The organism is Lactovum miscens (genome assembly GCF_014202895.1).
In the GTDB taxonomy this organism is placed as follows: Bacteria; Bacillota; Bacilli; order Lactobacillales; family Streptococcaceae; genus Lactovum; species Lactovum miscens.
The window spans coordinates 1-25,080 of sequence record NZ_JACHHV010000024.1 but is presented as its reverse complement, the minus strand read 5'-3'; the positions used below and the strand labels follow the sequence as shown (position 1 = coordinate 25,080).

Here is a 25,080-nt window from a genome sequence, read left to right as displayed (position 1 = left end):
CTTGGATGAATCAATATCCAAGAAAAATGTTCAAGTATCAGACACCACTTCAGATGTATCGGGGTGGCTAAATTAAATTTGCAATTTGCCACTTTATAAAAAATGACGAGAAGTTACAATAAACGTAACTTCTTTTCTATAAAAAAATTTTATTTTTATACACTTTGAGGGGTCAAACTTGTAATTAATTTGAAAACGTTTTACAATTAAGTGGTAATTTATTAAAATATTTTTTTTGGAGGTCTTATGAACGAAACTGTTTCATTGAAAGTCCGTGTGCAAAAAGTCGGTACTTTCCTATCAAACATGGTCATGCCAAACATTCCTATCCTTATTGCTTGGGGATTTTTGACATCCATCTTCCTAACCCCCGGTGGCTGGATTGATTTAATTTGGCCAAGTGCTGCATCATGGACGGGTAAAATTGCTATCATGATTGGTCCTATGCTAACTTACTTGATTCCAATTATGATTGCCTATACCGGTGGTAAAACAATTTATGAACACCGTGGTGGTGTTGTTGGTGCAGTGTCAGCATTTGGTGCAATTATTGCTACAGCAACGACTCACCAAGGTGGTGCCAACCCAGATATTTGGAAAGCAGGAGATGTTCTTCAAACTGCGATTACAAATGCAGGTATTATAACAGTTCATGCTGCTAAAGGCTCTGTCAGCTCACAAAATGTAACGATGATTCTTGGTGCAATGATTCTTGGCCCTCTAGGTGCTTGGTTAATTAAGAAATTTGACGCATGGGCTCAACCAAGAACTAAAGTTGGTCTTGAAATGTTAGTCAACAACTTCTCTGCTGGCTTTATGGCAATGTTTATTGCAATTTTTGCAGTCTTTATTGTTGGACCAGTGATTGGTGGCGTGACAAATGTCCTTTCAGCTGCCGTTGATGTCTTACAGAAGAATAACCTGATTGCTTTAACTAATATTTTTGTTGATCCAGCTAAAATTCTCTTCTTAAACAATGCCATAAATTATGGTATCCTTGCTCCAATTGGTTTAGGACAAGTAGCTGCTCATGGATTTAGTAATCTTTTCATGATAGAAAACAACCCAGGCCCTGGTCTTGGTGTTCTCTTGGCTTTCTGGATTTACGGTAAATCAACTGCTAAGGCTTCTGCACCAGGTGCTATTATCATTCAATTTATCGGTGGTATTCATGAGATATACTTCCCATTTGTTATGATGAAGCCAGCTCTATTCTTGTCAGTTGCTCTTGGTGGTGTGACAGGTACATTGACTACCAGCCTATTACATGTTGGTACAGTAGGCCCTGCAGCACCTGGATCAATTATTGCCTTAATTGGTGTCTCATTACCTAACGGTAATGTTGGCAACTTGCTTGGTATTCTCTTAGCGGTTGCACTCTCAGCTCTTGTTTCATTCTTGATCTCAGCTTTCATAATTCGTCGTGATAAATCAACAGACGAAGATCTTGAAGCTGCTCAGGAAGCTGTTGCTGATGCAAAGGCAGTTGCCAAAGGCAAAACAACTACAACAAACTCAAATGCGGCTGCAAATTTCTCAGGTGTTAAGCATGTTATCTTTGCCTGTGATGCAGGCATGGGATCATCAGCAATGGGTGCTTCAATTTTGCGTGATAAAGTAAAAAAAGCTGGTTTACCTCAAGACGTTACTAATGTAGCAGTGGCAAATCTCGTAGCTGGCCCTGATGCAATTGTTGTGACACAAGCTCAACTTGCGGAACGTGCTCGTCAGAAAGCACCCGATGCCATCCGTTATCAAGTTGATAACTTCATGGCTTCACCAGTTTATGATCAGGTTGTTAATGAACTTTTAGCAGGTGCAACTGGAAATTCTGTTGAAGTTGTTGAAGGTGAAGTTGAAGAAAAGAAAGCCTTCAAGCTTGACCATAATTTGATTAAAATTAATCAAGAGTTTGCAACTAAGGAAGACGCAATTCGTTTTTGTGGTCAACTTCTAGTTGATGGTGGGTATGTTAAACCGGAATATGTTCCTGCAATGATCAAACGGAATGAAGACCTCTCCGTTTATATGGGGAATTCAATCGCAATTCCTCACGGTACTGATGAAGCTAAAAAAGATGTCTTGAAGACAGGTATTACGATTGTTCAAGTACCAAAAGGTGTCAACTTTGGCGATGAGAAAAATGAACAAATTGCAACTGTCTTGTTTGGTATTGCTGGTATTGGTAATGAACACCTTGATTTGATTCAACGCATTTCCATCTTCTGCTCTGATTTGGACAATGTTGCCAAGTTGGCAGATGCAAAATCTGTTGAAGAAATTGCTGCTTATTTCGAGGATTAAGAATTATAAAGATAAAAGGCTTGCAAACTTGCGGCCTTTTATCCTGAAATGAAGGGAAAATTGAAGAATGAAAAAAGCTGTTCACTTTGGTGCTGGTAATATTGGTCGGGGATTTATAGGAGAAATTCTCCATCAAAACGATTTTGAGATTACTTTTGTAGATGTTAATGCAACTGTGATCGATGCTCTCAATGTACGCCACAGCTATGAAATCGGAATTGCCGATCAAAATCATGAAAAGATTGCAATCGACAATGTTCGCGGTATCAATAACCGTGAAAATCCTGAAGAAGTGGTTGCTGCCATTGCTGAAGCAGATATGGTTACAACCGCTATCGGACCAAATATATTGCCTTTTATTGCAGAATTGATTGCTTCTGGTATTAAAGCACGTAAAGTCGCAGGTAATACTTCGGCTTTAGATATTGCTGCCTGTGAAAACATGATTGGAGGAACCGAATTTCTAAAGGAAAAGATAGTTGCGTTCTTAAGTTCTGAAGAAGAGAACTGGGCAAATGACTATATTGGCTTCCCTAATGCAGCCGTTGATAGGATTGTACCAGGTCAACATCATGAAGATCCACTTTATGTTGAAGTTGAACCTTTTCATGAATGGGTCATTGATGAGTCACAAACGAAGTCAGAACTTCGTCTGGAAGGTGTACATTATGCAACAGACTTGGAACCTTTCATCGAGCGTAAGCTCTTCTCAGTCAACTCAGGTCATGCCACAGTCGCTTATAACTCTGCGTACAATGGTTACAAGACAATCCTTGAAGGTCTTCAGCATGAAGAAATTGTGGCAGCTTTGAAAGCTATTCAAAAAGAAACTAGAGCCTTGCTCTTGGCAAAGTGGGGAGAATACTTCACTGAAGAAAGTTTGGTTGAATACCACGATATCATCATTTCACGTTTTGCCAATCCAGAAATCATCGATGAAGTTACACGTGTTGGTCGCACACCTATTCGTAAACTTGGATATGATGAGCGTTTTATACGCCCGATCCGCGAATTGAATGAACGTGGCCTTGATTATTTTGCACACATGGATATCGTAGGAAAGATCTTTGCTTATGTTGACATTGAGGATCCTCAAGCTGTTGAACTTCAAGAAAAATTAGCTTCTATGCCACTCGAAGCCGTTGTTAAAGAAGTTACGGGTCTTAAAGATGACAAACTTATTGCAGAAGTAATTTCTTCAGTAAAAAAATATGCAAAATAGTTTTATTTAAAATTTGAGAAAAACCGATGGATTAGGTTCATCGGTTTTTTCTATGATATAATTTGAGTAATGATTAAAACAATTAACCAAGAGAAGAGTGTTTTACAAAGTAAACTAATTTCTGAAGCAATTAGTTTCAATCAAAGTGCCGCTATTGTAGTTCTCGTTATGATTTTTCTCAATGTGGTGCAGATATTTGGCTTTTATCTATCATATGCTGGTAGCTTCATTGGTCTTTTAGGAATCTACTATGCGGTTCGTGCCCACATTGCATCATCTAAGGCTTCCGTTTCAATAATTGGGCCTCTCTGCATCTATGGATTAAATATTGTTGGCTTAATAGGGATAGGACTTTCCTTGTTCGGAATTTATCTTCCAACAACAGTTCTTGGGGTATTACTCCTAATTAATTATGCTTTGACGATTGCTGCAATTGTCTTTTGTTTTAGAACAAGCTCAGGTCTAAGAAAAAAACACCCAGATATCAAAGTAACCTATCCAACTTCAATTTTAAAAGGAGTTACAAAAAGGAAGAATAAGAATTGAGACAGTCTGATATGAGACTGTTCTTAATTATTTGTAGCACTACATATAGTTATTAATTATGTAAATAAAACGAAAATCTACTAAATACAGTAGATTTTTTTATTTTAAAATGTTATTATAATTCTAATAGAAACGAGGCAATTATGAAAATTTTGACAGAAACGAATGAAGTAGAAAATCGGGCAATGCAGGTCATGAAGCGCGATGGTCGGCTCGTGAATTTCGATGCTACAAAGATTTTCGAAGCATTAAAAAAAGCGGCTGACGAGCTTGACCAGTCATTTGATAAGGGGAAACTTTCAATACTGACAGAAGAAGTTGTGACAGAAATTTACGATCGTTTTAATAAGAATGTCAAAATTTATGAAATCCAAGCTATCGTCGAGCAGATGTTGATTGATTCAGATGAACACGAGTTAGCAAAGAAGTATGTGTCTTACAGAACTGCCCGTGATTTTGCCCGCAATGAAGCCACTGATATTAATTACACAGTTGGTAAACTTTTAAAACGTGATTCAACAGTTGTCAACGAAAATGCTAATAAAGATAGTAATGTTTTCAACACTCAGCGTGATCTAACAGCAGGTGCCGTGGCAAAGGCAATTGGTCTTAAAATGTTGCCTCCACATGTAGCTAATGCCCACCAAAAGGGAGATATTCATTATCATGATTTGGACTATTCTCCGTTTACGACGATGTCGAATTGTTGCTTGATTGACTTTAAGAACATGTTCGAGCGTGGCTTTAAGTTAGGTAATGCGCAAGTTGACAGTCCTAGGAGTATTCAAACAGCGACTGCACAAGCGTCACAAATTATTGCCAATGTAGCCAGTTCACAATATGGTGGTTGTAGCTTTGATCGAGCAGATGAAGTGCTTGCTCCTTATGCAAAACTCAATTATGAAAAGCATCTGCGCGATGCTGAAAAGTGGATTGATACTTCTACTAAGCGTGAAACTTATGCTATTGAGAAGACCTCTAAAGATATTTATGATGCTATGCAATCTCTGGAGTATGAAATTAATACCTTGTTTACAAGTAACGGACAAACACCTTTTGTGACAGTTGGCTTTGGTCTTGGTGAAGATTGGTATGCACGTGAGATTCAAAAAGCAATTCTTAAAGTGCGCATTGGTGGACTTGGTTCTGAACATCGAACAGCCATTTTCCCAAAACTGATTTTTACATTGAAACGCGGATTAAACCTTGAGGTTGGAACGCCAAATTATGACATTAAGCAAATGGCTTTGGAGTGCGCAACAAAGCGTATGTATCCAGACGTTCTGAGTTATGATAAAATTGTTGAATTAACAGGTTCCTTCAAGGCGAGCATGGGGTGCCGCAGCTTTTTGCAAGGCTGGAAGGATGCAGAAGGAAATGAAGTCACAGCAGGACGTAATAATCTTGGTGTCGTAACGCTCAATTTACCTCGTATTGCTCTTGAAGCTGCAGGGGATAAAGAAAAATTTTGGAAAATTTTTAATGAACGTATCGCTATTGCCAAAGATGCATTGGTTTTTCGTGTTGATCGGGCTAAAGAAGCTAGTCCCAAGAATGCTCCAATCCTTTTTATGAATGGTGCATTAGGTCGACTTGATGCAGAAGGTAAGGTAGATGATCTTTACAAAAACGAAAGAGCTACAGTTTCTTTAGGGTATATTGGTCTTTATGAAGTTGCAACCACTTTCTATGGACCAATTTGGGAAAGCAACAAAGAAGCAAAAGACTTTACATTGCAAATTGTTAAACGGATGCATGAAGACTGTTTGGAATGGTCGAAAGAATATGGATATCATTTCTCTGTCTACAGTACTCCTTCAGAAAGCCTGACTGATCGTTTTTGTCGCTTGGATAAGGAGAAGTTTGGTTCAGTTGCAGATATCACAGATAAAGACTACTATACGAATTCTTTCCACTATGATATTCGAAAAAACCCAACTCCATTTGAGAAACTTGATTTTGAGAAAGATTATCCAGTCTATGCCAATGGTGGCTTCATCCACTACTGTGAATATCCAATGATTCAACAGAATCCCAAAGCACTGGAAGCAGTTTGGGACTATGCTTATGATAAAGTTGGATATCTGGGGACCAACACACCGATTGATCAATGCTATGCATGTGGTTTTGAGGGCGATTTTAAACCAACCGAACGTGGATTTAAGTGCCCACAATGTGGTAATGATGACCCAAAAACCTGTGATGTTGTAAAAAGAACATGTGGCTACTTAGGAAATCCTCAAGCTCGACCAATGGTACATGGACGGCATACTGAAATCTCTAATAGAGTGAAGCATATGAATGGTTCTGTAGGTTCTCTAGCAAATGGAGAAACAATTAATTCAATTGATGTTGACGAGAAAAAGAGTAAATACTTTATAGAAAAATAATGAATAATCCTAATCCAAAAGAATGGCAGTCCTCAGAGTTAACGCAGGACTATATTGCCGATTACAAACCCTTTAACTTCGTAGACGGTGAAGGAGTTCGTTGCAGTCTCTATGTTTCTGGCTGCATGTTTCACTGTGAGGGGTGTTATAATCAAGCAACTTGGAGCTTTCGCTATGGCACTCCTTACACCCAAGCACTTGAGGAACGCATCATTTCAGACCTATCTCAACCTTATGTGCAAGGTTTGACTCTTCTTGGTGGTGAACCTTTTCTTAATACTGGAACATTACTACCTTTGATTAAGAGAGTAAGAAAAGAACTTCCTAACAAAGATATTTGGTCTTGGACGGGCTATAGTTGGGAAGAACTTCAACTTGAAACCGAGGACAAATTAGAAATGTTAAGTTTGATAGATATTCTGGTTGATGGACGCTTTGAGTTGGCGAAGAAGAATCTCAATTTACAATTTCGAGGTTCCTCAAATCAAAGAATAATTGATGTTAAAAGTTCCATAAAGGAAGGTCAGATTCATATCTGGGATAAGTTGAATGATCCAGTAATGCCTGTTGAGCAAATACATAAAGAAAAGTTAATTTAATATTTTTGAATTTTGAAGAAGAGTGTTTATACATTCTTTTTTATATATTTCAGAAAATATGCAAAAAATAGGAAAATTTTCGTAAAAAAATGAATAAAAATTCTAAAATTAAAATTAAGTTCTTGATATTTATAAAATTAAATGTATAATAATACACATAATTTAAAAATTAGGAGATCAAAAATGAATTTTAAAAAATTTGTAGCAATTACCGCAGTAATAGGAGCAGGACTTTCACTTGCTGCATGCAGCTCAACTTCAAGTGATAGTCTTCAATCAATTAAAGACAATAAAAAAATTGTTGTTGCTGTTAGCCCAGACTATCCACCATTTGAGTATAAATCGGTAGTAAATGGGAAAGACACAGTAGTGGGCGCAGATATTGACCTTGCTAATCAAATTGCAAAGAAGCTAGGAGTCAAGGTTGAGATTTCTACAATGAGTTTTGATAATACCTTAGCAGCTGTCTCATCAGGTAAGGCCGATGTAGCTATATCAGCTATTTCTGCCAATCCAACTCGTAAAAAGTCATTTGATTTCTCAACAACTTATTACACACCATATAATGAAATTGTTGTAAAAAAGTCTGATTTGAGTAAGTATACTTCTTTATCTAGCTTTAAAGGCTTAAGCTTGGCCGGCCAAACAGGATCTACTCAAGAAACAGCAATTAAAGATCAAATTAAGGACTCAAACCTTGTATCACTTGCTGATGCTGGTGATGAAATTGCAGAAGTACAACAAGGAAAAATTGCAGGAACTGTTCTTGAGGATATGATTGCTAAAGCATATGTCCAAAACAATTCTGATCTTGCAATTGCTAACGTAAAAATTCCCGTTACCGCTGATGAGGCAGGAATGGCTGTTGCAATGAAAAAGGGTTCATCTAATCTTCAAACTCAAATTAATGCTACTATAAAAGAATTGAAGTCATCAGGTCAAATGAATCAGATTATTCAAAAAAATTATTTATCATCTCAAACAACAAAATAAATTGTTGGTTACAATATAATAAGTGTGGGTTACAAATATAAGGAGCATAAATGAATTTTGATTTTCTAGGGCAATACTGGGCCTATTTCAACGATGGAATGTTGGTAACGATAATTATTTCATTCTTCGTTGTTTTCTTAGGAACTCTGATTGGTGTTCTTGCAGCGATTGGAAAGATGTCAAAAATAGCCCCATTGCGCTGGATTTTAAATGCTTATATTGAAATTTTTCGAGACACACCAATGTTGATTCAGATCACCATTGGTTTCTTATTGATAGGGGGAACAGGTTGGCCACAGTTAAATGTGGGAATCTTATCTGAGGATCTAGGCCGTCTTATTCCTGGTATCCTTGTTTTAGCTTTAAATTCTGGAGCCTACATGGCAGAAATCGTACGTGCAGGCATAGAAGCTGTTCCAGCAGGACAACGTGAAGCAGCATATTCGCTAGGAATCCGCCCAACCTCAACGATGACTCAGGTTATTTTACCTCAAGCAATTCGGAATATTTTACCAGCAGTAGGGAATGAATTTGTGACTATAATAAAGGATAGCTCACTTCTCTATACAATTGGGATTATCGAAGTCTTTAATGGAGCAACCACAGTTGCACATTTGAGTTATCAAACGATTTCTCCATATCTTATTGCAGCTGCATACTATTTTGTCGTCTGTTTCTTCCTATCAAGAGTCATGGCAAGATTCGAAAAAAGACTTGGTAAGGGCTATATAAAGTAAGAAGGATAAACAATGAGTGAATTTTTGATTGAAACGAAAAATTTATATAAGTATTTTGGGAAAAACGAAGTCTTAAAGGGCTTGGATATTCAAATTAAAAAAGGTGAAGTTGTCGTTATGATTGGCCCTTCGGGATCTGGAAAATCAACTTTTTTGAGATGCATGAACCTCTTAGAAGCACCAACTAAGGGAGAAGTTTATTTTGAAGGAACTAACATTGCTGATAAATCAGTTGATGTCTTTAGCCATCGCGAAAAAATGGGGATGGTTTTTCAACAATTTAACCTTTTCCCAAATATGACCGTTCTTAATAATCTCATCTTGGCTCCAGTCCAGAATAAAAAAATGATTAAAGCAGAGGCTGAAAAAAAGGCAAAAGAAATGCTTTCTCGGGTTGGGCTAGAGGATAAGGTTAATGCTTATCCTCAGAGTCTTTCAGGTGGTCAGCAACAGCGTGTTGCCATTGCTCGTGCTTTAACCATGCAACCAGATGTCATGCTTTTCGATGAGCCAACTTCAGCCCTAGATCCAGAAATGGTAGGAGAAGTACTTTCTATCATGCAAGAACTTGCTCTAGAAGGGATGACTATGGTTGTTGTTACTCACGAAATGGGTTTTGCTCGTAATGTAGCTGATCGGGTCATCTTTATGGCAGATGGTGTTATTGTTGAACAGGGAACTCCAAACCAGGTTTTTGACCATCCTCAAGAACAAAGAACACAAGATTTTTTATCAAAAGTACTTTAAGCAACTATGCTACCTAAGGTGTATTTACATGGAATATTGTAAAACAGGTGAACAAGGACTAGAATACAGTGAGAAATAACTAGCGGGCCTTAGTGTAATTAACCTAAAAACTAAATTTTTATCGAAGTAGAAATACTTCGATTTTTTAATATTTTGAATAAGTTGATTGATACAGTATTTGGACATATTCAGCTTTAAATTAATTTGTTTTATGTTGTACACCTGCTAATCCAGTCAATAGCGATTTGTTTAAGCACGTTAAACAAATACAGATTTTGTCAAAAACAAATTTATTGCTTATGAAGAAAAAAATACTCAAGCATATTGATGTACTTGAGTATTTATTCAGCTAAATAAGTATACTTAACTTTTCGTCGCTACAAGCAAACTCAAGCTTTGTAGTGGCTTAATTTAAGGAAGGAACGGGATTCGAACCCGCGAATGATTATACACCATTACACGCTTTCCAAGCGTGCTCCTTCAGCCTCTCGGACATCCTTCCATCTTGTTGCCTATAGCATTTTACCAAAAATCTTTGTTTTTAGCAAAATTAATCTGATTTGCAAATAATAGCAAAGGAATTGCAATGATAATTCTGACATGGATTGAGTATTACAATACCAATTGAATCAAAAAAAATTAAACTGAATGAATTCAATTGAATATTGGTTTACTTATTCAAATTAAAAAATCGAAGTATTTCTACTTCGATAAAAGTCTAACTTACTAGATGCGCATCATTTTGATCACTTTTACTTTCTAATTCGTCTGCCTTTCAAACTTTTTGTGCTTCAATTGATAGATAACATCAGAAGATTTTGCAACTTCGTTTTCATGAGTGACAATAATTACAATTTTATTATCTTCGTGGGCAATCTTTTTAAATAATGCCACGATTTGCGAAGTGGTCTCCTCATCAAGGTTTCCAGTTGGTTCATCGGCAATAATAACTTCATGATTTAGGACAAGTGCTCGAGCAATGGCAACACGCTGTTGCTGACCACCTGAAAGTTTGCTAACAGATTTGTAGATTAAATCTTCACCCAAACCGACTTTAGCAAGAGCTTCCGTAATTTCGGCCTTTTCGTCTGGAAATTTAACACCAGAAATTTTGACCGCTGTTTTGACATTCTGGAATGCCGACATATAGGTAAGCAAATTGTAGGCTTGAAAGACCGTGGAAACTGTCTTTTTGCGATAATTGGTCAAGCCCATACCTTTAACAGCTTTATCATTAAATGAAATTCCACCACCTTTGGGCGTATCAAGTCCAGCCAGTAGAGAAAGTAAAGTGGTCTTCCCCGAACCGGATTGACCTAAGATTGCATACATAGTGCCCGGTAAAAATTCTTCGGTTACATCTTTAAAGAGGTAATCTTCAGGACTTGTATAATAATAAGTTATATTCTCAATTTTTAGTGTCATTATTAGCTACCTCTTAATTCGTTAAAACTTGTTTAGGGTTCAGTCGTAAAATTCCAATAGAGGCTAATCCGACTGCAACTAAAGTAATCAAAATGGCAATACCAACCAACAACGCCACTCCTGATGGAGAAATTTGAATGTTAAGTTTTTCTAAAGCCTTTACTTGTGAACTAGATTGTCCAATTCCAAAAGCTCGACCGGTCCGACCTATAAAGCCATTGCCAGCAGCCATTGCTGATTTTCCTTGATTATTAGTCTGTGCGCCTTGAGGCATCCCATTGCTTACCGAGGTTTGGGCACTTGTCGCTTCTTGTTTTAAAAGCTGTTGACCAACCACGTTACCTACAAGGCCACCAACCGATGTTGCAAAAACAATTGAAACAATCATCACCATAAAGAGCTCTGTGAAAAATTGACCAATAATTTTTATTTTTGTCTCACCAAGGCTCATTAAAACGCCAATCTCAAAACGTCGTTCGCGAACCATAAGCATTACAATTAAGGCTAAAATGATAGCGCCAGCGATAGCTACGAGAATAACAATATTCTTTGCAAATCCAGCGACGTTTGACAAGGATGTTTTTACATTATCATAAGCCGCAGTATCGGCAGAGACTTCAAAGCTACTATTGTTGACAAGCTTATTGGCAGATTTCACAAATTTGGTCGAATCAGCCGGGTTTGACATTGAATAACTTGCACTTGAAATCTGACCTGTCGTTGCTTTTATCGCGTTAGGTACAGATAATGCTGTATACATTGTGTTCATATAAGAAATTGATTGTTCGTTACTTGAGCTTGTAGTTGTAAAAATTCCGACAACTTTCATTGTGTAAGTCTTTGAGTTTGAGTCTGTTAATACAAAAGTTGAACCAACTTTGAGATTGTTTTGACTAGCAAGTGTAGATTCGATGACTACATTATTGCTACCCTCGTCAGAGCTTGTGATACCTGTTCCTGAGGTAATTTTGTAGCTGTTTGTAAAGCTTGTATCACTAGTTAAATTGTTTGTACCTTGGATTGTAAAGTCGCCTTGTTCACCAAGTCCTCCACGGTCTCCTCCGAACATACCAGTAGATTGATTTGTAGAAGTACTTGATTCCGAAACCTTTGTGATACCAGATGAAGCACTAGCTGAGGCCGAGTAAGTATAGCTATATGAAGCAACATTGGATAGGTTAGCAATCTTTTGAGCTGTTGCTTCAGAGATTGTTGGAAGACTAATTCCAAAGTGATTTCCAGAAGTAGTAGGGGTAGAGCTAGAGCTAGAAGTTCCTGTGCCACTTGAAGAAGTAGCTTGAGCTTGTTTAATCACGTTTTGCATGTTTACTGCTAAATTGACCGTGGCACCAGCCGCCTTCTTTGCATTGTCAATTGATCGATTAGCAGCACTGTTAATGATTAATCCTGAAAGAACAAAAACTAATATTACAGTAAATGCAATGATAAGTAAGATTGTCCTAGAAATCTTAGCCTTTGTAAAGAGCCAGGCCCGTCTGATAAAATCCATAAATTTCCTCTCAATGGTTATTCTTATTAGGTGTGAAGAATATTTTCACTAGCCAAATAGTAATTTTAATTTCTTAAAATCAACTTACAATTGGAATAAGTTTTTAGGCGAAAAGATAATTTTAAGATTTTGTATATGTTTTCACATTTTTCAGTAAAAAAGAGCACTAAGATTTCAGTTTTTTGGTACAATATGTCAGATGACTAAAGTTCTTGAAATATCAGATTTAAATTATAGGTACGAGAAAAATCAAGAAGAGCCTACATTGAGTGACTTGTCTTTTGATGTGAACGTAGGGGAATGGTTAGCGATAATTGGGCAAAATGGATCAGGAAAGTCAACCACAGCTCGAATAATTGATGGACTTCTGGAGCCAGAAGCGGGTATTGTTAAGATATGTGGCGAGACTCTCAACCGGGAAAATGTTTGGGACTTGCGTCGTAAGATTGGGATGGTCTTTCAGAATCCTGATAACCAGTTTGTTGGGGCGACTGTTGAAGATGATGTTGCGTTCGGCCTAGAAAATCAAGGGATTTCTCGTGAAGAAATGCTGAAACGTGTTGAAGAAGCACTTGGACAAGTTAATATGCTGGATTTTAAAACAAAAGAACCAGCACGACTCTCAGGTGGGCAAAAGCAACGCGTTGCCATTGCTGGAGTTATTGCTTTACGCCCACAGATCATAATTCTGGACGAGGCAACATCCATGCTTGACCCAACTGGTCATGATGAGATTATGCAAGTAATTCGTGAAATTAAGGATAAGTATAATTTAACTGTGATATCCATTACTCATGATCTTGAAGAAGCGAGTCATGCCGATCGCATCCTCGTAATGCAACAAGGACAAATTGTTCGAAACTCAAGTCCTTCCCAACTTTTTTCGGAGCAAACAGATCTAATTGAATTTGGCCTTGACCTGCCCTTCTCTTCCAGTCTTGCCCACGAACTTCACCAGCATGGTTTTGATTTACCTGCAACTTATCTGACTGATGATGAACTAGTTGAAGCAGTTTTAAAAAATTTAAACTGATTGTTAAATATAAAAAAATGATTGAATTTAAAAATGTTTCTTTTGAATATCAGCCTAATTCGCCTTTCGCAAGTAAGGCGCTCTTTGATATTAATCTGAAAATAAAAGATGGAAGCTTCACTGCTCTAATTGGTCATACTGGGTCAGGCAAGTCAACGCTCATCCAGCATTTGAATGCTTTGCTTAAGCCAACTCAGGGAACGGTTATGATAGGTGACTTGGAAATCAAGCCTGAGAGTAAACAAAAGGATATCAAAGTGGCACGTAAGAGGGTAGGAGTGGTTTTTCAATTCCCAGAGGCTCAGCTCTTTGAAGAAACAGTACTCAAAGATGTCGCCTTTGGTCCAAAAAACTTTGGCGTTTCTCTAGAAGAAGCCGAAAAAACCGCTCGAGAAATGTTGGACCGAGTTGGAATTGCGGAAGAATTTTTTGAAAAGTCTCCATTTGAACTCTCAGGTGGGCAGATGCGACGTGTGGCTATTGCAGGGATTCTAGCTATGCAACCGCAAGTCCTTGTTTTAGATGAGCCAACAGCTGGACTTGACCCTAAAGCACGACTTGAAATGATGAATATGTTTTATAACCTTCATATTGAGCAAAAGATGACAGTTGTCCTAGTTACTCACAATATGGATGATGTGGCAGATTATGCGAATGAGGTTTATTTACTTGAAAAAGGTCACATTATATTGTCTGGTCTGCCTTCAGAGGTTTTCCAGAGACCAGAATTTCTTCTGAAACATCAGTTGGGACTTCCCAAAGCAACAAGTTTTGCCCTGAAACTTCAAAAACGGGGGCTTGATTTTGAAAAACTTCCGACTACACAACAAGAGCTAGTTGTTCAACTGGAAAGTAGGCTCAAACGTGGATAAGCTTATTATGGGGCGCTACATTCCTGGAGATAGCGTTATACATCGTATGGACCCTCGGTCAAAGCTCCTTGTTATGATTGCCTTTGTTTTTATTCTTTTTTTGGCAAATGATTGGCTTGGCTATTCAGTATTACTTGTTTATACTTTTACTGCAATTTTCTTGACAAAGATAAAGATTGGTTACTTCTTGCGTGGTCTTCGTCCAATGCTTGGTTTGATCCTTTTTACTTTGATCTTCCAAGTTCTATTCACGCCAGGGACACATGAGATCTTTCATCTTTGGATCATTGATATCACTCGAGAGTCAATCATCAACGGTATTTATATCTTCTTTAGGTTTGTCTTAATTATCTTTATGTCAACAATCCTTACCTTAACTACCCCTCCTCTAACCTTGGCAGACGGTATTGAGATGGGGCTTGCCCCCTTGAAGAAAGTTAAAGTCCCCGTTCATGAGTTAGGACTTATGCTATCAATCAGTCTCCGCTTTATTCCAACTTTGATGGATGATACTACCATGATTATGAATGCTCAACGTGCGCGTGGCATGGATTTTGGTGAAGGAAATCTAGTTCAGAAAATCAAATCAGTGATTCCAATCTTAATTCCCCTCTTTGTAAGCAGCTTTCGCCGTGCAGATGATTTAGCAGTCGCTATGGAGGCACGTGGTTATCAAGGTGGTGATGGTAGAAGTAAATATAGAGCATTAAAGTGGCAAATTGGAGATACTTTGTCAGTTCTCGTTCTGTTCATTGTAATGGTTATTCTCCTAGCTTGGAGACAATTTTGGTATTGGTATTGATCTATGCCTTGTTGATGATTAATACTCGCACAGAGATTGAACCCAAATTTTCAATAACTGTTAGAAACTAGGCTTTAAATAAATTTTAAGACAAGAGTCTACTAAATAATGTTACTAGCTCACATGGCCGCTGAAATTATTAAAGATAAAAATCACTTTCTATATCAGTGTTTTTTCTTTGTTCTAAAGTAAAAAGTCTGTCTTGACAAAATCTTCCAAGTCCTGTATAATACACACGTTGTCGTTGTGAACAATTGACAACCACTTCACATATTCGACTGACAAAGTCGTAGTGCTAGCAATAGTTGCGGCAGCGGGAGATGTTGGATAGAGGAAAAAACTATTTTAAAAGAAGGAGAAATGACATGACAGTTATTTCAATGAAACAGCTACTCGAAGCTGGTGTACACTTTGGTCACCAAACTCGTCGCTGGAACCCAAAAATGAAACCATACATCTTCACAGAACGTAATGGTATTCATGTTATCGATTTGCAAAAGACAGTAAAACTGGCTGACGACGCTTATCACTATGTTAAGAATGCAGCTAGCCAAGGTGCAGTAGTATTATTTGTTGGTACTAAGAAGCAAGCTTCAGAAGCAATTGCTGAAGAAGCAACACGTGCTGGTATGTTTTACGTAAACAGCCGTTGGCTTGGTGGTACTTTAACAAACTGGAATACAATCCAAAAACGTATTGCACAACTCAAAAATATTAACAAGATGGAAGAAGACGGTACTTTTGACATATTGCCTAAGAAGGAAGTTGTTCTTTTGAACAAAGAACGTGAAAAACTACAACGCTTCCTTGGTGGTATCGCTGATATGCCTCGTATCCCAGATCTTATGTTTGTTGTGGATCCACATAAAGAACAAATTGCGGTTAAAGAAGCTAAGACTTTGGGAATTCCCGTAGTCGCGATGACTGATACAAATGCAGATCCAGATCCAATTGATGTAATCATTCCTGCAAACGATGATGCTATCCGTGCTGTTAAGTTAATCACAGGTATGGTTGCTGATGCAATCATCGAGGGTCGTCAAGGTGAAGATGCAGTTGCTAAGGCTGACAAGGTAGAAGTTGAAACTGAAGAAACTGATGTGGAAGCATCAGAAGAATCTCTTGAGGAACTACAAAGTCTTGTTGAAGGTAAAGAGTAATTAAAAAAACAAATAATTGCAAGCTATTAACAGGCGAGGCCTACGCCTCACCTGTTATTTTTTAAAAAACAAAGAGGATAATATAATGGAAATTACTGCTAAAATGGTAAAAGAACTCCGTGAAACAACGGGTGCTGGCGTTATGGATGCAAAGAAGGCCCTCGTTGAAGTAGATGGAGATATGGAAAAAGCTGCTGAATTTCTCCGTGAAAAAGGTGAAGCTAAAGCTGCAAAGAAGGCTGATCGTATTACTGCTGAAGGCTTGACAGGTATTTCAATAGAAGGAAACGTAGCCGCCCTTGTCGAAGTAAACTCAGAAACAGATTTCGTTGCACGTAATGATCAATTTATCAACCTTGTAAACGAGACAGCTGAAGTCATTGCTAAGAGCAAACCCGTCGATAACGAAGCTGCAATGAAACTTACACTTACTTCAGGAGACACAATAGAATCAGCGTTTGTTGCAGCAACTGCAACAATCGGTGAGAAGATTAGCTTCCGTCGTTTCTCGTTGCTTGAAAAGACAGACGAGCAAACTTTTGGTATTTACCAACACAACGGTGGACGTATTGGTGTTGTTGTAGTGCTTGAAGGTGGTGACGCTGAATTGTCAAAGGCTATCGCAATGCATATTGCGGCAATGAATCCACAAGTCATGAGTTACGATGAACTTGATGAAGACTTCATTCACTCAGAGGTTGCAGAAATGAAGCACAAGATTGAATTAGACAATGAGTCGCGTGCTATGGTTGGGAAGGAACCATTGCCATTCCCAGACTTTGGTTCACGTCTTGAATTTGATGATGCTCACCTAGAAAAGGTTGCAGCAAAATTGAAGGCTGAGTTAATTGCGGAAGGTAAGCCTGAAAAAGTTATCGAAAACAACATTTTGCCTGGCAAGATTGCACGGTACATCACTGATAACACTAAGGTTGACCAAGAATACACACTGTTGTCACAACTCTATGTGATGGACGATTCAAATACCGTTGAAAAATTTCTTGAGTCAAAAGGTTCTAAGGTTATCAGTTTTTCACGCTTTGAAGTGGGTGAAGGTATTGAAAAGAAAGTTGATGATTTCGCAGCAGAAGTTGCAGCACAAGCTGGTTTGTAATTAATATCTATTAATATGAAAAGTATGGTCGTAATTGATCATGCTTTTTTACTTCTTTTCAAGAGAATTGAGACAAAATAAAAAGATGTCGAGTCGACACCTTCAAATTTTAGTTTATCGAACAACTTCTGATCCAACTAAAGTTACAAAGAGGTTGGCCATTTCAGCAGGCGTTTCCTTGCGATTTCGACGAATCCAAGCTTGAGTCAACCCAAAAACAGCATTGGCAAAGTAAATTTTAGCATAGGTGTCTCCAACTTTCCCAGCTCCTTTACGTGAATCAAGGAAAGGATAAACGGTCTCTTCAATCAAGTTAGTTAACTTTTGCAAGATAAAATTATGAATTTCCTTGCTCCCATTTTCTGAGAGTAGTGCAGCATAGATCTCATTATTATTCAGGAATTCATAAGTCTCAAGCAAGGTTTCACGAAGATTTCCTTTATTCTTTTCAAAGACATATTGGATAGTGTTAAAAAGAATCTGTTGATAAAATTCAATCATGTCATACTTATCAGAGTAATGAGTATAAAATCCAGAGCGGCTGATTCCTGCACGTTTTACAAGCTCAGAAGTTGTAATTTGATCAAAAGATTTCTCGCCAAGGAGTTCTGTCATAGCATCCCGAAGAAGTCTCTTCGTGCGATCTCTACGCATATCGTTTTTCATAATATTACACCAATTTTCTAAAGATAGTATTGAATTGATTTGTGTGACCCAAAAACTAGACAACCACAATTCAAACTCTATCTTATACTAAAATACATAGTTAGTCAAAGTTATACAAATATATTGTGAGCAAAAAAAGAAACATGTCTAAACCAAAAATGACTTGAACTGTCCAAAAAAGTTTTGAAATCGATTGATATTAGTGAATGAAATATTTTAATAAAATAAAATTTAGACATAATGTCTAAAAATATTTAAAATATAAAAAAATATACAAATTGACTTTCAATAATCAATTTATAACGAGTTGAGACTTTTGAAGTAAACTGTTTATAAAAATAACTCTTCCAATTTTCTTGCAACACCTGATTCATTATTTGTCCAAGGAAGAATTTCGTCGGCATGTCCAATAAGCCTTTCGGAAGCATTTTTCATAGCATAACCTGTTTGAGCGAATTGAAACATCTCCACGTCGTTATATTCATCACCAAAGGCGATGAGTTGTTCTTTTTTGTAATCAAGTGCTTCAACGAGTTTTTTAAGCCCATAAGCTTTATTGACTCCATGTGGCACGACCTCAAGAATGCTGTCAGGTCCACCCCAGGCTGATACAGAAACTTGATCACCATAATGATTTTGAATTTTCTCGGCTTGCCCAACTCGGTCAGGATTTCGAGTAGAAAGCAAAACGGCGTGGGGATCGCTAGTTAAACGATTAAGTCGTAGATGATTATAGGCTTTAAATTTGCTCACACCGAAGACGGCAGGACTAACTCCTTGAAAATTGTTAAGATAAAATTTACGACGATATTCTGCACCAATAAAATCAAGCTCAAAGTTCTGCTGATGACGCAAAAGATCAAAAACAAAATCCTTCGGAATATAGCGCTTATGCGTATATTTCCAGTCTTTATCACTTGGCAGAGTTACAGTAGCTCCATTAAAATTAACCATGGGTGAGGTTAGTTTGAGTTCGCGATATATATCAATGGCTAGACGGTAAGGACGCCCAGTGGCAATGACAATGAGATGTCCTTTTTCTTCAACTTTATGAAAAATATCCTTGGTGTAATCACTGATGGTATTGTCGCTCATGAGCGTCGTTCCATCAAGGTCAATGGCAATTATCTTTTGATTTTCTGGCATAGTAGTTTGATATTTCATTAATAAAAATTATAGCATAACTCTCGTCTTCACCAGTAGCATTGGCTGGTTGAGTTAACGGATAGCAATGAAAGAAACTCCCTAAAGCTAAGAGAAAAACATGCTTCACGTTTGACGGATTTGTCAGATTTTCTAGGAGTTTTGTTAATTATTGGATTGTTCCAATTTTATTAAACGGTAAGAATCGGAAAATGACCTTGCCTTTCAACTGGGATTTTGTAAAGGTTCCGACCAAGCGACTGTCTGCAGAGACAATTCGATCATCCCCCATTAAGAAGTATCGACCTTCTGGAACTGTCAGGGTGAAATCGGGATTTCCAGAATTATCAACGGTAAAAGCTTTAGAAGTAGTTGCGGTGTCAGCAAAGAATTGACGATCGGCGGTTGTCAAGTTGCTCATTGAAGAACCGGTCAAATAGGTATTTGCCAATTTTCCATTAACAAATTGAGATTTATAGTCTTCGAGCCAAGGCTGTGAGTAAATTTTCCCGTTAATAGTAAGCGTGTCAGCTTTGAATACAAGAATATCACCAGGCATTCCCACTACACGTTTAACAATAGTTTTCCCGGAAGTTGCCATTGGGTCATTTTTAAGTGTTTGGTTAAGAGTTTCTTGTGCGACTACAACATCACCGCGTTCAATTCCGCCCACTCGGAGCATGATCAAACGGTTTCCATTGGCTAAAGTTGGATCCATTGAAGGGCCATCAACTTTGACGCTGTCCCAGATAAAGACACGACTGAGAAGGATAAGTAGAATAACTACTATCAGTGGAAGCCATTCTTTTAAAAATTTTATCATTACATTTCTTCCTATATAAGACCGACGGCTTTTTTTGCTAAACGGTCGACTTTTTCATTTTCTGGAATACCCGTGTGCGCAGCCACTTTCTTAAATTCTATGATTAGTCCTTTGCTTCGAAAAAGCTGAATCGACTGGACATATTTAAGTGAAACTGCCTTTTTAGCTTTCCATCGCCCTTCCGCCCAGTCAGCTAATCCTGTGTAGTCATGATATACAATGACCTTATCCCCAGAAATGAGCTTTTCTTTGTCAATCAAGGCTTTAATTCCACGAATGACTGCGATGCACTCTCCCGAAACGTTTCGTGAAGTAGCCAACTTGGGATCTTTACCAGAGAAAGAGCCTTCAAGAAGATTAGGAATGCAATAAGCACCACCATAAACAGAAGTTGCAATGTTAAAAGAGCCATCAGTGTACATTTTAAAAATACGTGCAGTCATGCCGATATTTTAACATAGATAATAAATTAATTCAAAATTTACAGACGGGGCTATAATGTCAAGTAAGCCCTTGTAATGTCGAAAATTGAATAATTTATTTCAAAAAAAGGATAAAAATTCAAGTCAGGGAAAATCATTAAATTTTACAAGTATAATTGATAAGAGAAAACATTGAAGTTTTTGATTAAGGTCCTTTAACGTTCTAAATACGAGGGACTTTATACTGTGTCAATACTTTTACTTGACCATTGCCAAATTTTATGTTATTATACTCAACGGTATTGTTTACCCCATTTTTGTGGCCCCGGAACCCAAAAATACCTAGTAGGATTCTTACACCTGCTTGTAAACAAACAAATCTAAAGGAAAATACAAATGATCAACAAAACGACATTTATGGGCAATGCTCAAAATGCGGATCGAAAATGGTATGTAATTGATGCTACTGATATCTCACTTGGACGTCTTAGCTCAGTTGTTGCCAGCATCCTCCGTGGCAAGAACAAACCAACTTTTACACCGCATGCTGATATGGGCGACTTCGTTATCGTTATCAATGCTGACAAGGTTAAACTTACTGGTAAAAAGGCAACTGACAAGAAATATCGTCATCATAGCCAATATCCAGGCGGATTGAAAGAAACAACAGCTGGTGCGCTCCGTGATACAGCTTCATGGAAGCTCATTGAACTTTCTGTTAAGGGCATGCTTCCAAAGAATACTTTGGGTCGTGCTCAAGGCATGAAACTTCATGTTTATGGTGGTGCAGAACACAACCATGCAGCTCAAAACCCTGAAGCACTTGATATCTCAGGCATTATCTAAGAAAGGACGTACATTTAAATGGCACAAGTTCAATATGCCGGCACAGGCCGTCGTAAAAATGCAGTCGCTCGCGTACGTCTCGTACCCGGCACAGGTAAAATTATTGTAAACAGCAAAGATGTTGAAGAATACATTCCATCTGCAGCAATGCGTTTGGTCATCAATCAACCATTTGCTGCTACTCAAACTGAAGGCGGTTATGATACACTCGTAAACGTTAATGGTGGTGGTAAATCAGGTCAAGCAGGAGCTATCCGTCATGGTATCTCTCGTGCCCTTCTTGAAGTGGATCCTGACTTCCGTCAATCACTCAAACGCGCTGGACTCTTGACTCGTGACGCTCGTATGGTTGAACGTAAGAAACCAGGTCTTAAGAAAGCTCGTAAAGCTTCACAATTTTCAAAACGTTAATTTTATTTATATATCAATGTTCAAGGCGTTTCACAAATCAATTTGTGAAGCGTCTTTTTTGAGTTGGTACCAGTTTTAATAATATTAATATTTGCTATAAGTTAGCATTTCTTAAATTTGTTCAAAGACCGTTTCAGACTGGTTAGTAAGTGCCACCTGTATAGCGTAAATTTGTTTGATGCCAGTGAGCTATTCATTCATTCAATGATAGTTAAGGCGGCCAGTGTGAAGCGTCTGATTAATACTGTCTTTGCGATCAATATAAGTAAAAATAAGTTGTATATTGGTTTATTCAATGTCAAACTGCTTTAGTTCTTCTTGCATTGAAAATTCGCACAGTTCCCATTTGAAATAAATGTAATCAAGAAATCCAGTATTTCCTTCAATTTAATAGGGATTTTCACGAAATGGGTCAAGATAAATGAAAGCCAATTCCAATTATTAGAATTAGAACGAGAAAGCAAAATAATAGTTATTCAAGGACTTTCTTTTATCATGTTCTTCAATTAAGTAAATTTGTTTACGACCAACTGAGAAACCTGAAGAAAAAATACAATTTTGAATCTTTTATTAATCTCATCATTCCAATTAGGTAATAGTTTTTAGCTGTTTTTATGTCAGTTTTATCATTTAGCTAGTTAGCAATATCTTTACAATAAGTAAATTCTTAGAAATAAAAAGACAACCAATTTTGAACACTTTTACGATTAAATATTCAATTTTTACCTACATCGTGTTTAAGTCTCTCTTTTGTGTTTGTAGGAGATGGAGTCCGAAGTTAGGCACGTTCTCGCAGTATTCTTGTAAGGAGCGGATTTTCGTGATTGTGGAGCTGCTCCGCTTGTAGGAATCGATGCAAGTGTTTTTCCCTGATGTTTAATTCCTTTACTTTCCAATAAAACTTGAGTGCCAGGGTGTTTTCCTCCGACAGAGTGGCGGCAACCTATGTTCTAGCTATCGGTCACCGCACTGATCACAGCTGCTATGCTCTAGGGTTTTTCAGTGATTGCAAGTTTTAATTTTTTTCCTTTCTGCATTGGCATGCAAAAAAGGCAACCGATTTCTCGATTGCCCTTACATGGCAGCAATTATTTACTTTGAGATGCTGTCATTCCAGCTTCTGTAATGCTGCTCATTATGGAAAGTGTAATGTTTCGGCAAATTGAAATTTAGCATAAATAAGTTTAGTAAGGCTTACTGGTCCCTAGACTCCTGTGCCTTATTGAATTCATCTACACGTTTTTGATCAACCTTCATGATTCCTTCACCAGAAATCATATCTGAATTGAATACAAGGTCGTAATCCGGATCTTTGGGCTTATATTGATTAACGCCGAATGCAACGCTGTTTGCCGGAATGCTCTTGGTAATAATTGCACCCGCCCCAACGACAGTATTCATGCCAATGATAACTGGTCCTAAAATCTTGGCCCCGTCCGCAACGATGACATTCTCTGCGAGAATCGGACTTCCTACGTTTTCCCACTGCTTATGTGGTTTATTGTATCGCATATTTGAGCCAATTGTAACGTTCTGATAAATTACAACGTTCTTGCAAATTTTAGCGGCTACAATTGTACAACCGCGTGCATGGTGTGCGAAAAGAACACTCTTATCCATATCAGCACAACGAATTTCGCAGCAATAACGTTGTTCCAATAAATTTGCGGCTTTTGCTTTTTCTGCCGTATTGGCAGAGAAACAGTTGATTTCCAACAGTTCCTCAAATGTCATCTCTTCCATAATAATAACCCTCTATTCTTGCTTAGTCACGAACCGATCAATTATGTTATAGTTCTTCAGGTTCAATCGGAAATTCATACTCAGAATATTTTAACACGCTCACTCATCTAAAACAAGCCGGAACATCGTTGATCCGGCTTGTCGGCCTTAGATGTGATGGGAATGCCTAGGCAACAATCATGAAAATGTTCAGGATTGCATTTAGGTGGGACGAGAGGCCGTTCTTCCCACCTTTACTGTGGCTTTGCATTATAATTCGCTCGAAGGGCTGTCAATGAAAAAAGACCAATCGTTCTTCCGCTCCGTTTCACCATCGGAAGTCTCCGGTTCATCTTTTTGCTCGGTTCCCTCATCTGGTAAATCAGATCATCCATCATTCGGATCGGATTCTTCATCTTCGTCCCCGACATAATCGTATCGACGGGGTTGGGTTTCCGTCTTCACAGTCTACGTCAGTTGGTATTTTTTGAGAACAGGGTGAAAGCGTGTCATGGACTTCACCCAGAACTAGCTCATAACCACCGCTTGCGCGGGGGACGGACAATGGTTGAAACCAACACGCCATATTCCTGATGCTCTACCCGGTTTCTTTCATGAAATCATCGTCCCACACCTGAAACGAATGGTCGGGAAACGGGTGCAACACCGAAAGTGGCATATCCATGACCTTTTCCCTCTTGGCGTCCTCGCAGGTTTCTTCCGTGGAGATAATATTATCGTGCTGTTCAGACTTATATTTTTGGCACTACTTTCAATCTTCAACACCGTCCTTGTTCAGCTCCCGGTCTGCCTTGGCAGCCTTTCCTTTGAAGCCGTGCGCTGATTTCTTTGGAATAGTTGGTACAGCTGTCTGACATTGTCAGCAGAATGCTGTCGATTTTGAGCTTAAGGTTGATCTACTGATGAACCTTATTAACCGTTTGCAAAAGCTGTTCGCGAGGTCCTTGACCGGAAGGTACTGCGCCTGAACGGGAATGAGTGCGATGTCAGCGCTGCGGCCAGCACGTTGACGAGCGAAAACTCCATGCCGGGAAGCTCGATATTGGCGGGCATGAGATTGACGCCCTTGCCGGGGTGGTAGCTCGTTTAGAACCTTGTCCATCAGCAGCCTCTTTTCCTTCTTGCGCCAGCCCGATGCTGAGATTGGCGCAGGTCGTGATCTTGTTGGCATCGCCCTTTTGGTTGGCGAAAGCAATTGCATTGTTCATTTGACTTTTCATCTCTGGTTGAAGTAGAAAAAGGACATTCCATAAGCAAGAACGTTCTAAAAATATAATAGGATTATTCAATTTCTAGAGATAAATATTGCTTCTTAACTGCCTGTAAACCCTTGATATTACTGATTTTTGAATAAATGTCGTAAGAACACTCACACCAGTCTTTTAATGTGAATTCTAAATTGCAAATTGCAAATTTAATTTAGCCACCCCGATACATCTGAAGTGGTGTCTGATACTTGAACATTTTTCTTGGATAATGAGCCATCCAAGTCTCAATCTTGGCAACAGCCTGAGCTGTTGTTTGTTTTGTTCCTTTGGGTAAGAAACGTCTGATCATGCGGTTATGATTCTC

25 protein-coding genes, 1 tRNA gene and 1 pseudogene are annotated in these 25,080 nt (G+C 38.2%); 17 read left to right on the top strand and 10 right to left on the bottom strand.

The window, feature by feature from the left end:
• Positions 1-246: 246 nt before the first annotated feature.
• The 8 genes from HNQ37_RS06450 (at position 247) to HNQ37_RS06415 (ending at position 9,538) form a co-directional block, all read left to right on the top strand.
• Positions 247-2,304: a PTS sugar transporter subunit IIA gene (locus HNQ37_RS06450; protein ID WP_183540462.1), complete on the top strand. Its 2,058-nt coding sequence runs from the start codon at positions 247-249 to the stop codon at positions 2,302-2,304.
• 67 nt (positions 2,305-2,371) lie between these two features.
• Positions 2,372-3,526 (top strand): mannitol-1-phosphate 5-dehydrogenase, encoded by a 1,155-nt coding sequence (locus tag HNQ37_RS06445; protein ID WP_183540460.1) that lies wholly within the window; start codon positions 2,372-2,374, stop codon positions 3,524-3,526.
• 69 nt (positions 3,527-3,595) lie between these two features.
• Entirely contained in the window at positions 3,596-4,072 is a 477-nt protein-coding gene (locus HNQ37_RS06440) for a hypothetical protein (RefSeq protein WP_183540458.1), read from the top strand.
• A 143-nt stretch (positions 4,073-4,215) separates the two neighbouring features.
• The gene (nrdD, locus tag HNQ37_RS06435) at positions 4,216-6,462 is read left to right on the top strand and encodes an anaerobic ribonucleoside-triphosphate reductase (protein ID WP_183540456.1); all 2,247 of its coding nucleotides are present in this window, start codon (positions 4,216-4,218) and stop codon (positions 6,460-6,462) included.
• On the top strand, positions 6,462-7,061 hold the full coding sequence (gene nrdG, locus HNQ37_RS06430) for an anaerobic ribonucleoside-triphosphate reductase activating protein (RefSeq protein WP_183540454.1): 600 nt from the start codon (positions 6,462-6,464) through the stop codon (positions 7,059-7,061). The genes nrdD and nrdG overlap by 1 nt, the downstream gene beginning before the upstream one ends.
• 183 nt (positions 7,062-7,244) lie before the next feature.
• Positions 7,245-8,054 (top strand): transporter substrate-binding domain-containing protein, encoded by an 810-nt coding sequence (locus HNQ37_RS06425; RefSeq protein WP_183540452.1) that lies wholly within the window; start codon positions 7,245-7,247, stop codon positions 8,052-8,054.
• Positions 8,055-8,104: 50 nt separating this feature from the next.
• Positions 8,105-8,791 (top strand): amino acid ABC transporter permease, encoded by a 687-nt coding sequence (locus tag HNQ37_RS06420; RefSeq protein WP_183540450.1) that lies wholly within the window; start codon positions 8,105-8,107, stop codon positions 8,789-8,791.
• A 12-nt stretch (positions 8,792-8,803) separates the two neighbouring features.
• Positions 8,804-9,538, top strand: coding sequence for an amino acid ABC transporter ATP-binding protein (locus tag HNQ37_RS06415; protein ID WP_183540448.1), 735 nt, complete (start codon positions 8,804-8,806; stop codon positions 9,536-9,538).
• 414 nt (positions 9,539-9,952) lie between these two features.
• Here HNQ37_RS06415 and HNQ37_RS06410 read toward each other — a convergent pair.
• The 3 genes from HNQ37_RS06410 to HNQ37_RS06400 all read right to left on the bottom strand — a co-directional run bounded on the left by HNQ37_RS06410 (position 9,953) and on the right by HNQ37_RS06400 (position 12,473).
• A tRNA-Ser gene (locus HNQ37_RS06410) sits at positions 9,953-10,040 on the bottom strand.
• 257 nt (positions 10,041-10,297) lie between these two features.
• A complete protein-coding gene (locus HNQ37_RS06405) occupies positions 10,298-10,963 on the bottom strand; it encodes an ABC transporter ATP-binding protein (protein WP_183540446.1) in 666 nt (221 codons plus the stop codon).
• Positions 10,964-10,976: 13 nt separating this feature from the next.
• The gene (locus tag HNQ37_RS06400) at positions 10,977-12,473 is read right to left on the bottom strand and encodes an ABC transporter permease (RefSeq protein ID WP_183540444.1); all 1,497 of its coding nucleotides are present in this window, start codon (positions 12,471-12,473) and stop codon (positions 10,977-10,979) included.
• Positions 12,474-12,672: 199 nt separating this feature from the next.
• On the opposite strand from HNQ37_RS06400, the gene HNQ37_RS06395 reads away from it, so the two are divergent.
• From HNQ37_RS06395 to tsf, 5 genes are all read left to right on the top strand, one after another.
• A complete protein-coding gene (locus HNQ37_RS06395) occupies positions 12,673-13,506 on the top strand; it encodes an energy-coupling factor ABC transporter ATP-binding protein (protein ID WP_183540442.1) in 834 nt (277 codons plus the stop codon).
• Positions 13,507-13,523: 17 nt separating this feature from the next.
• Positions 13,524-14,378: an energy-coupling factor ABC transporter ATP-binding protein gene (locus HNQ37_RS06390; RefSeq protein ID WP_183540439.1), complete on the top strand. Its 855-nt coding sequence runs from the start codon at positions 13,524-13,526 to the stop codon at positions 14,376-14,378.
• A complete protein-coding gene (locus tag HNQ37_RS06385; RefSeq protein WP_183540437.1) occupies positions 14,371-15,180 on the top strand; it encodes a CbiQ family ECF transporter T component in 810 nt (269 codons plus the stop codon). Before HNQ37_RS06390 ends, HNQ37_RS06385 begins: the two co-directional genes overlap by 8 nt.
• Positions 15,181-15,545: 365 nt before the next feature.
• Entirely contained in the window at positions 15,546-16,340 is a 795-nt protein-coding gene (gene rpsB, locus HNQ37_RS06380; protein WP_183540435.1) for a 30S ribosomal protein S2, read from the top strand.
• An 82-nt stretch (positions 16,341-16,422) separates the two neighbouring features.
• Positions 16,423-17,454 carry a translation elongation factor Ts gene (tsf, locus tag HNQ37_RS06375; RefSeq protein ID WP_183540466.1) on the top strand — a complete coding sequence of 344 codons (1,032 nt, stop codon included), beginning with the start codon at positions 16,423-16,425 and terminating at the stop codon, positions 17,452-17,454.
• A 114-nt stretch (positions 17,455-17,568) separates the two neighbouring features.
• On the opposite strand, the gene HNQ37_RS06370 is transcribed toward tsf, so the two are convergent.
• The 4 genes from HNQ37_RS06370 to HNQ37_RS06355 all read right to left on the bottom strand — a co-directional run bounded on the left by HNQ37_RS06370 (position 17,569) and on the right by HNQ37_RS06355 (position 20,529).
• Entirely contained in the window at positions 17,569-18,120 is a 552-nt protein-coding gene (locus tag HNQ37_RS06370; RefSeq protein ID WP_183540433.1) for a TetR/AcrR family transcriptional regulator, read from the bottom strand.
• A 330-nt stretch (positions 18,121-18,450) separates the two neighbouring features.
• The gene (locus tag HNQ37_RS06365) at positions 18,451-19,284 is read right to left on the bottom strand and encodes an HAD family hydrolase (RefSeq protein WP_246415621.1); all 834 of its coding nucleotides are present in this window, start codon (positions 19,282-19,284) and stop codon (positions 18,451-18,453) included.
• A gap of 148 nt (positions 19,285-19,432) precedes the next feature.
• Positions 19,433-20,086, bottom strand: a complete 654-nt coding sequence (lepB, locus tag HNQ37_RS06360) for a signal peptidase I (protein WP_183540431.1) — start codon at positions 20,084-20,086, stop codon at positions 19,433-19,435.
• Positions 20,087-20,097: 11 nt separating this feature from the next.
• Positions 20,098-20,529: an RNase H family protein gene (locus HNQ37_RS06355; RefSeq protein WP_183540429.1), complete on the bottom strand. Its 432-nt coding sequence runs from the start codon at positions 20,527-20,529 to the stop codon at positions 20,098-20,100.
• 378 nt (positions 20,530-20,907) lie between these two features.
• Here HNQ37_RS06355 and rplM point away from each other — a divergent pair, with 378 nt between their 5' ends.
• Together rplM and rpsI are read left to right on the top strand one after the other, a co-directional pair.
• The gene (gene rplM, locus HNQ37_RS06350; RefSeq protein ID WP_414672534.1) at positions 20,908-21,354 is read left to right on the top strand and encodes a 50S ribosomal protein L13; all 447 of its coding nucleotides are present in this window, start codon (positions 20,908-20,910) and stop codon (positions 21,352-21,354) included.
• A gap of 18 nt (positions 21,355-21,372) precedes the next feature.
• Positions 21,373-21,765, top strand: coding sequence for a 30S ribosomal protein S9 (rpsI, locus tag HNQ37_RS06345; RefSeq protein WP_183540424.1), 393 nt, complete (start codon positions 21,373-21,375; stop codon positions 21,763-21,765).
• 1,194 nt (positions 21,766-22,959) lie between these two features.
• Here rpsI and HNQ37_RS06340 read toward each other — a convergent pair.
• Both HNQ37_RS06340 and HNQ37_RS06335 read right to left on the bottom strand, forming a co-directional pair.
• Positions 22,960-23,508: an LbetaH domain-containing protein gene (locus HNQ37_RS06340; protein WP_183540422.1), complete on the bottom strand. Its 549-nt coding sequence runs from the start codon at positions 23,506-23,508 to the stop codon at positions 22,960-22,962.
• A gap of 233 nt (positions 23,509-23,741) precedes the next feature.
• Entirely contained in the window at positions 23,742-23,903 is a 162-nt protein-coding gene (locus HNQ37_RS06335) for a hypothetical protein (protein ID WP_183540420.1), read from the bottom strand.
• Positions 23,904-24,055: 152 nt separating this feature from the next.
• Here HNQ37_RS06335 and HNQ37_RS06330 point away from each other — a divergent pair, with 152 nt between their 5' ends.
• Positions 24,056-24,331, top strand: coding sequence for a hypothetical protein (locus tag HNQ37_RS06330; RefSeq protein ID WP_183540418.1), 276 nt, complete (start codon positions 24,056-24,058; stop codon positions 24,329-24,331).
• A gap of 271 nt (positions 24,332-24,602) precedes the next feature.
• On the top strand, positions 24,603-24,743 hold the full coding sequence (locus HNQ37_RS08615) for a hypothetical protein (RefSeq protein WP_183540416.1): 141 nt from the start codon (positions 24,603-24,605) through the stop codon (positions 24,741-24,743).
• Between the two features lie 184 nt (positions 24,744-24,927).
• Here HNQ37_RS08615 and HNQ37_RS08530 read toward each other — a convergent pair.
• A pseudogene (locus HNQ37_RS08530) lies at positions 24,928-25,080 on the bottom strand (IS30 family transposase); the annotation flags it as partial.

Excerpts from the sequence above, each read along its gene's own strand:
- nrdG (WP_183540454.1), top strand. The coding sequence starts at position 6,462 with ATGAATAATCCTAATCCAAAAGAATGGCAGTCCTCAGAGTTAACGCAG.
- HNQ37_RS06415 (WP_183540448.1), top strand. The coding sequence starts at position 8,804 with ATGAGTGAATTTTTGATTGAAACGAAAAATTTATATAAGTATTTTGGG.
- HNQ37_RS06340 (WP_183540422.1), bottom strand. The coding sequence starts at position 23,508 with ATGGAAGAGATGACATTTGAGGAACTGTTGGAAATCAACTGTTTCTCT.
- HNQ37_RS06365 (WP_246415621.1), bottom strand. The coding sequence starts at position 19,284 with ATGAAATATCAAACTACTATGCCAGAAAATCAAAAGATAATTGCCATT.
- HNQ37_RS06400 (WP_183540444.1), bottom strand. The coding sequence starts at position 12,473 with ATGGATTTTATCAGACGGGCCTGGCTCTTTACAAAGGCTAAGATTTCT.
- HNQ37_RS06450 (WP_183540462.1), top strand. The coding sequence starts at position 247 with ATGAACGAAACTGTTTCATTGAAAGTCCGTGTGCAAAAAGTCGGTACT.
- HNQ37_RS06355 (WP_183540429.1), bottom strand. The coding sequence starts at position 20,529 with ATGACTGCACGTATTTTTAAAATGTACACTGATGGCTCTTTTAACATT.
- nrdD (WP_183540456.1), top strand. The coding sequence starts at position 4,216 with ATGAAAATTTTGACAGAAACGAATGAAGTAGAAAATCGGGCAATGCAG.
- HNQ37_RS06425 (WP_183540452.1), top strand. The coding sequence starts at position 7,245 with ATGAATTTTAAAAAATTTGTAGCAATTACCGCAGTAATAGGAGCAGGA.
- HNQ37_RS06445 (WP_183540460.1), top strand. The coding sequence starts at position 2,372 with ATGAAAAAAGCTGTTCACTTTGGTGCTGGTAATATTGGTCGGGGATTT.
- HNQ37_RS06390 (WP_183540439.1), top strand. The coding sequence starts at position 13,524 with ATGATTGAATTTAAAAATGTTTCTTTTGAATATCAGCCTAATTCGCCT.
- HNQ37_RS06405 (WP_183540446.1), bottom strand. The coding sequence starts at position 10,963 with ATGACACTAAAAATTGAGAATATAACTTATTATTATACAAGTCCTGAA.
- HNQ37_RS06395 (WP_183540442.1), top strand. The coding sequence starts at position 12,673 with ATGACTAAAGTTCTTGAAATATCAGATTTAAATTATAGGTACGAGAAA.
- HNQ37_RS06370 (WP_183540433.1), bottom strand. The coding sequence starts at position 18,120 with ATGAAAAACGATATGCGTAGAGATCGCACGAAGAGACTTCTTCGGGAT.
- HNQ37_RS06420 (WP_183540450.1), top strand. The coding sequence starts at position 8,105 with ATGAATTTTGATTTTCTAGGGCAATACTGGGCCTATTTCAACGATGGA.
- lepB (WP_183540431.1), bottom strand. The coding sequence starts at position 20,086 with ATGATAAAATTTTTAAAAGAATGGCTTCCACTGATAGTAGTTATTCTA.
- HNQ37_RS06335 (WP_183540420.1), bottom strand. The coding sequence starts at position 23,903 with ATGAAGAATCCGATCCGAATGATGGATGATCTGATTTACCAGATGAGG.
- HNQ37_RS06440 (WP_183540458.1), top strand. The coding sequence starts at position 3,596 with ATGATTAAAACAATTAACCAAGAGAAGAGTGTTTTACAAAGTAAACTA.
- rpsB (WP_183540435.1), top strand. The coding sequence starts at position 15,546 with ATGACAGTTATTTCAATGAAACAGCTACTCGAAGCTGGTGTACACTTT.
- rpsI (WP_183540424.1), top strand. The coding sequence starts at position 21,373 with ATGGCACAAGTTCAATATGCCGGCACAGGCCGTCGTAAAAATGCAGTC.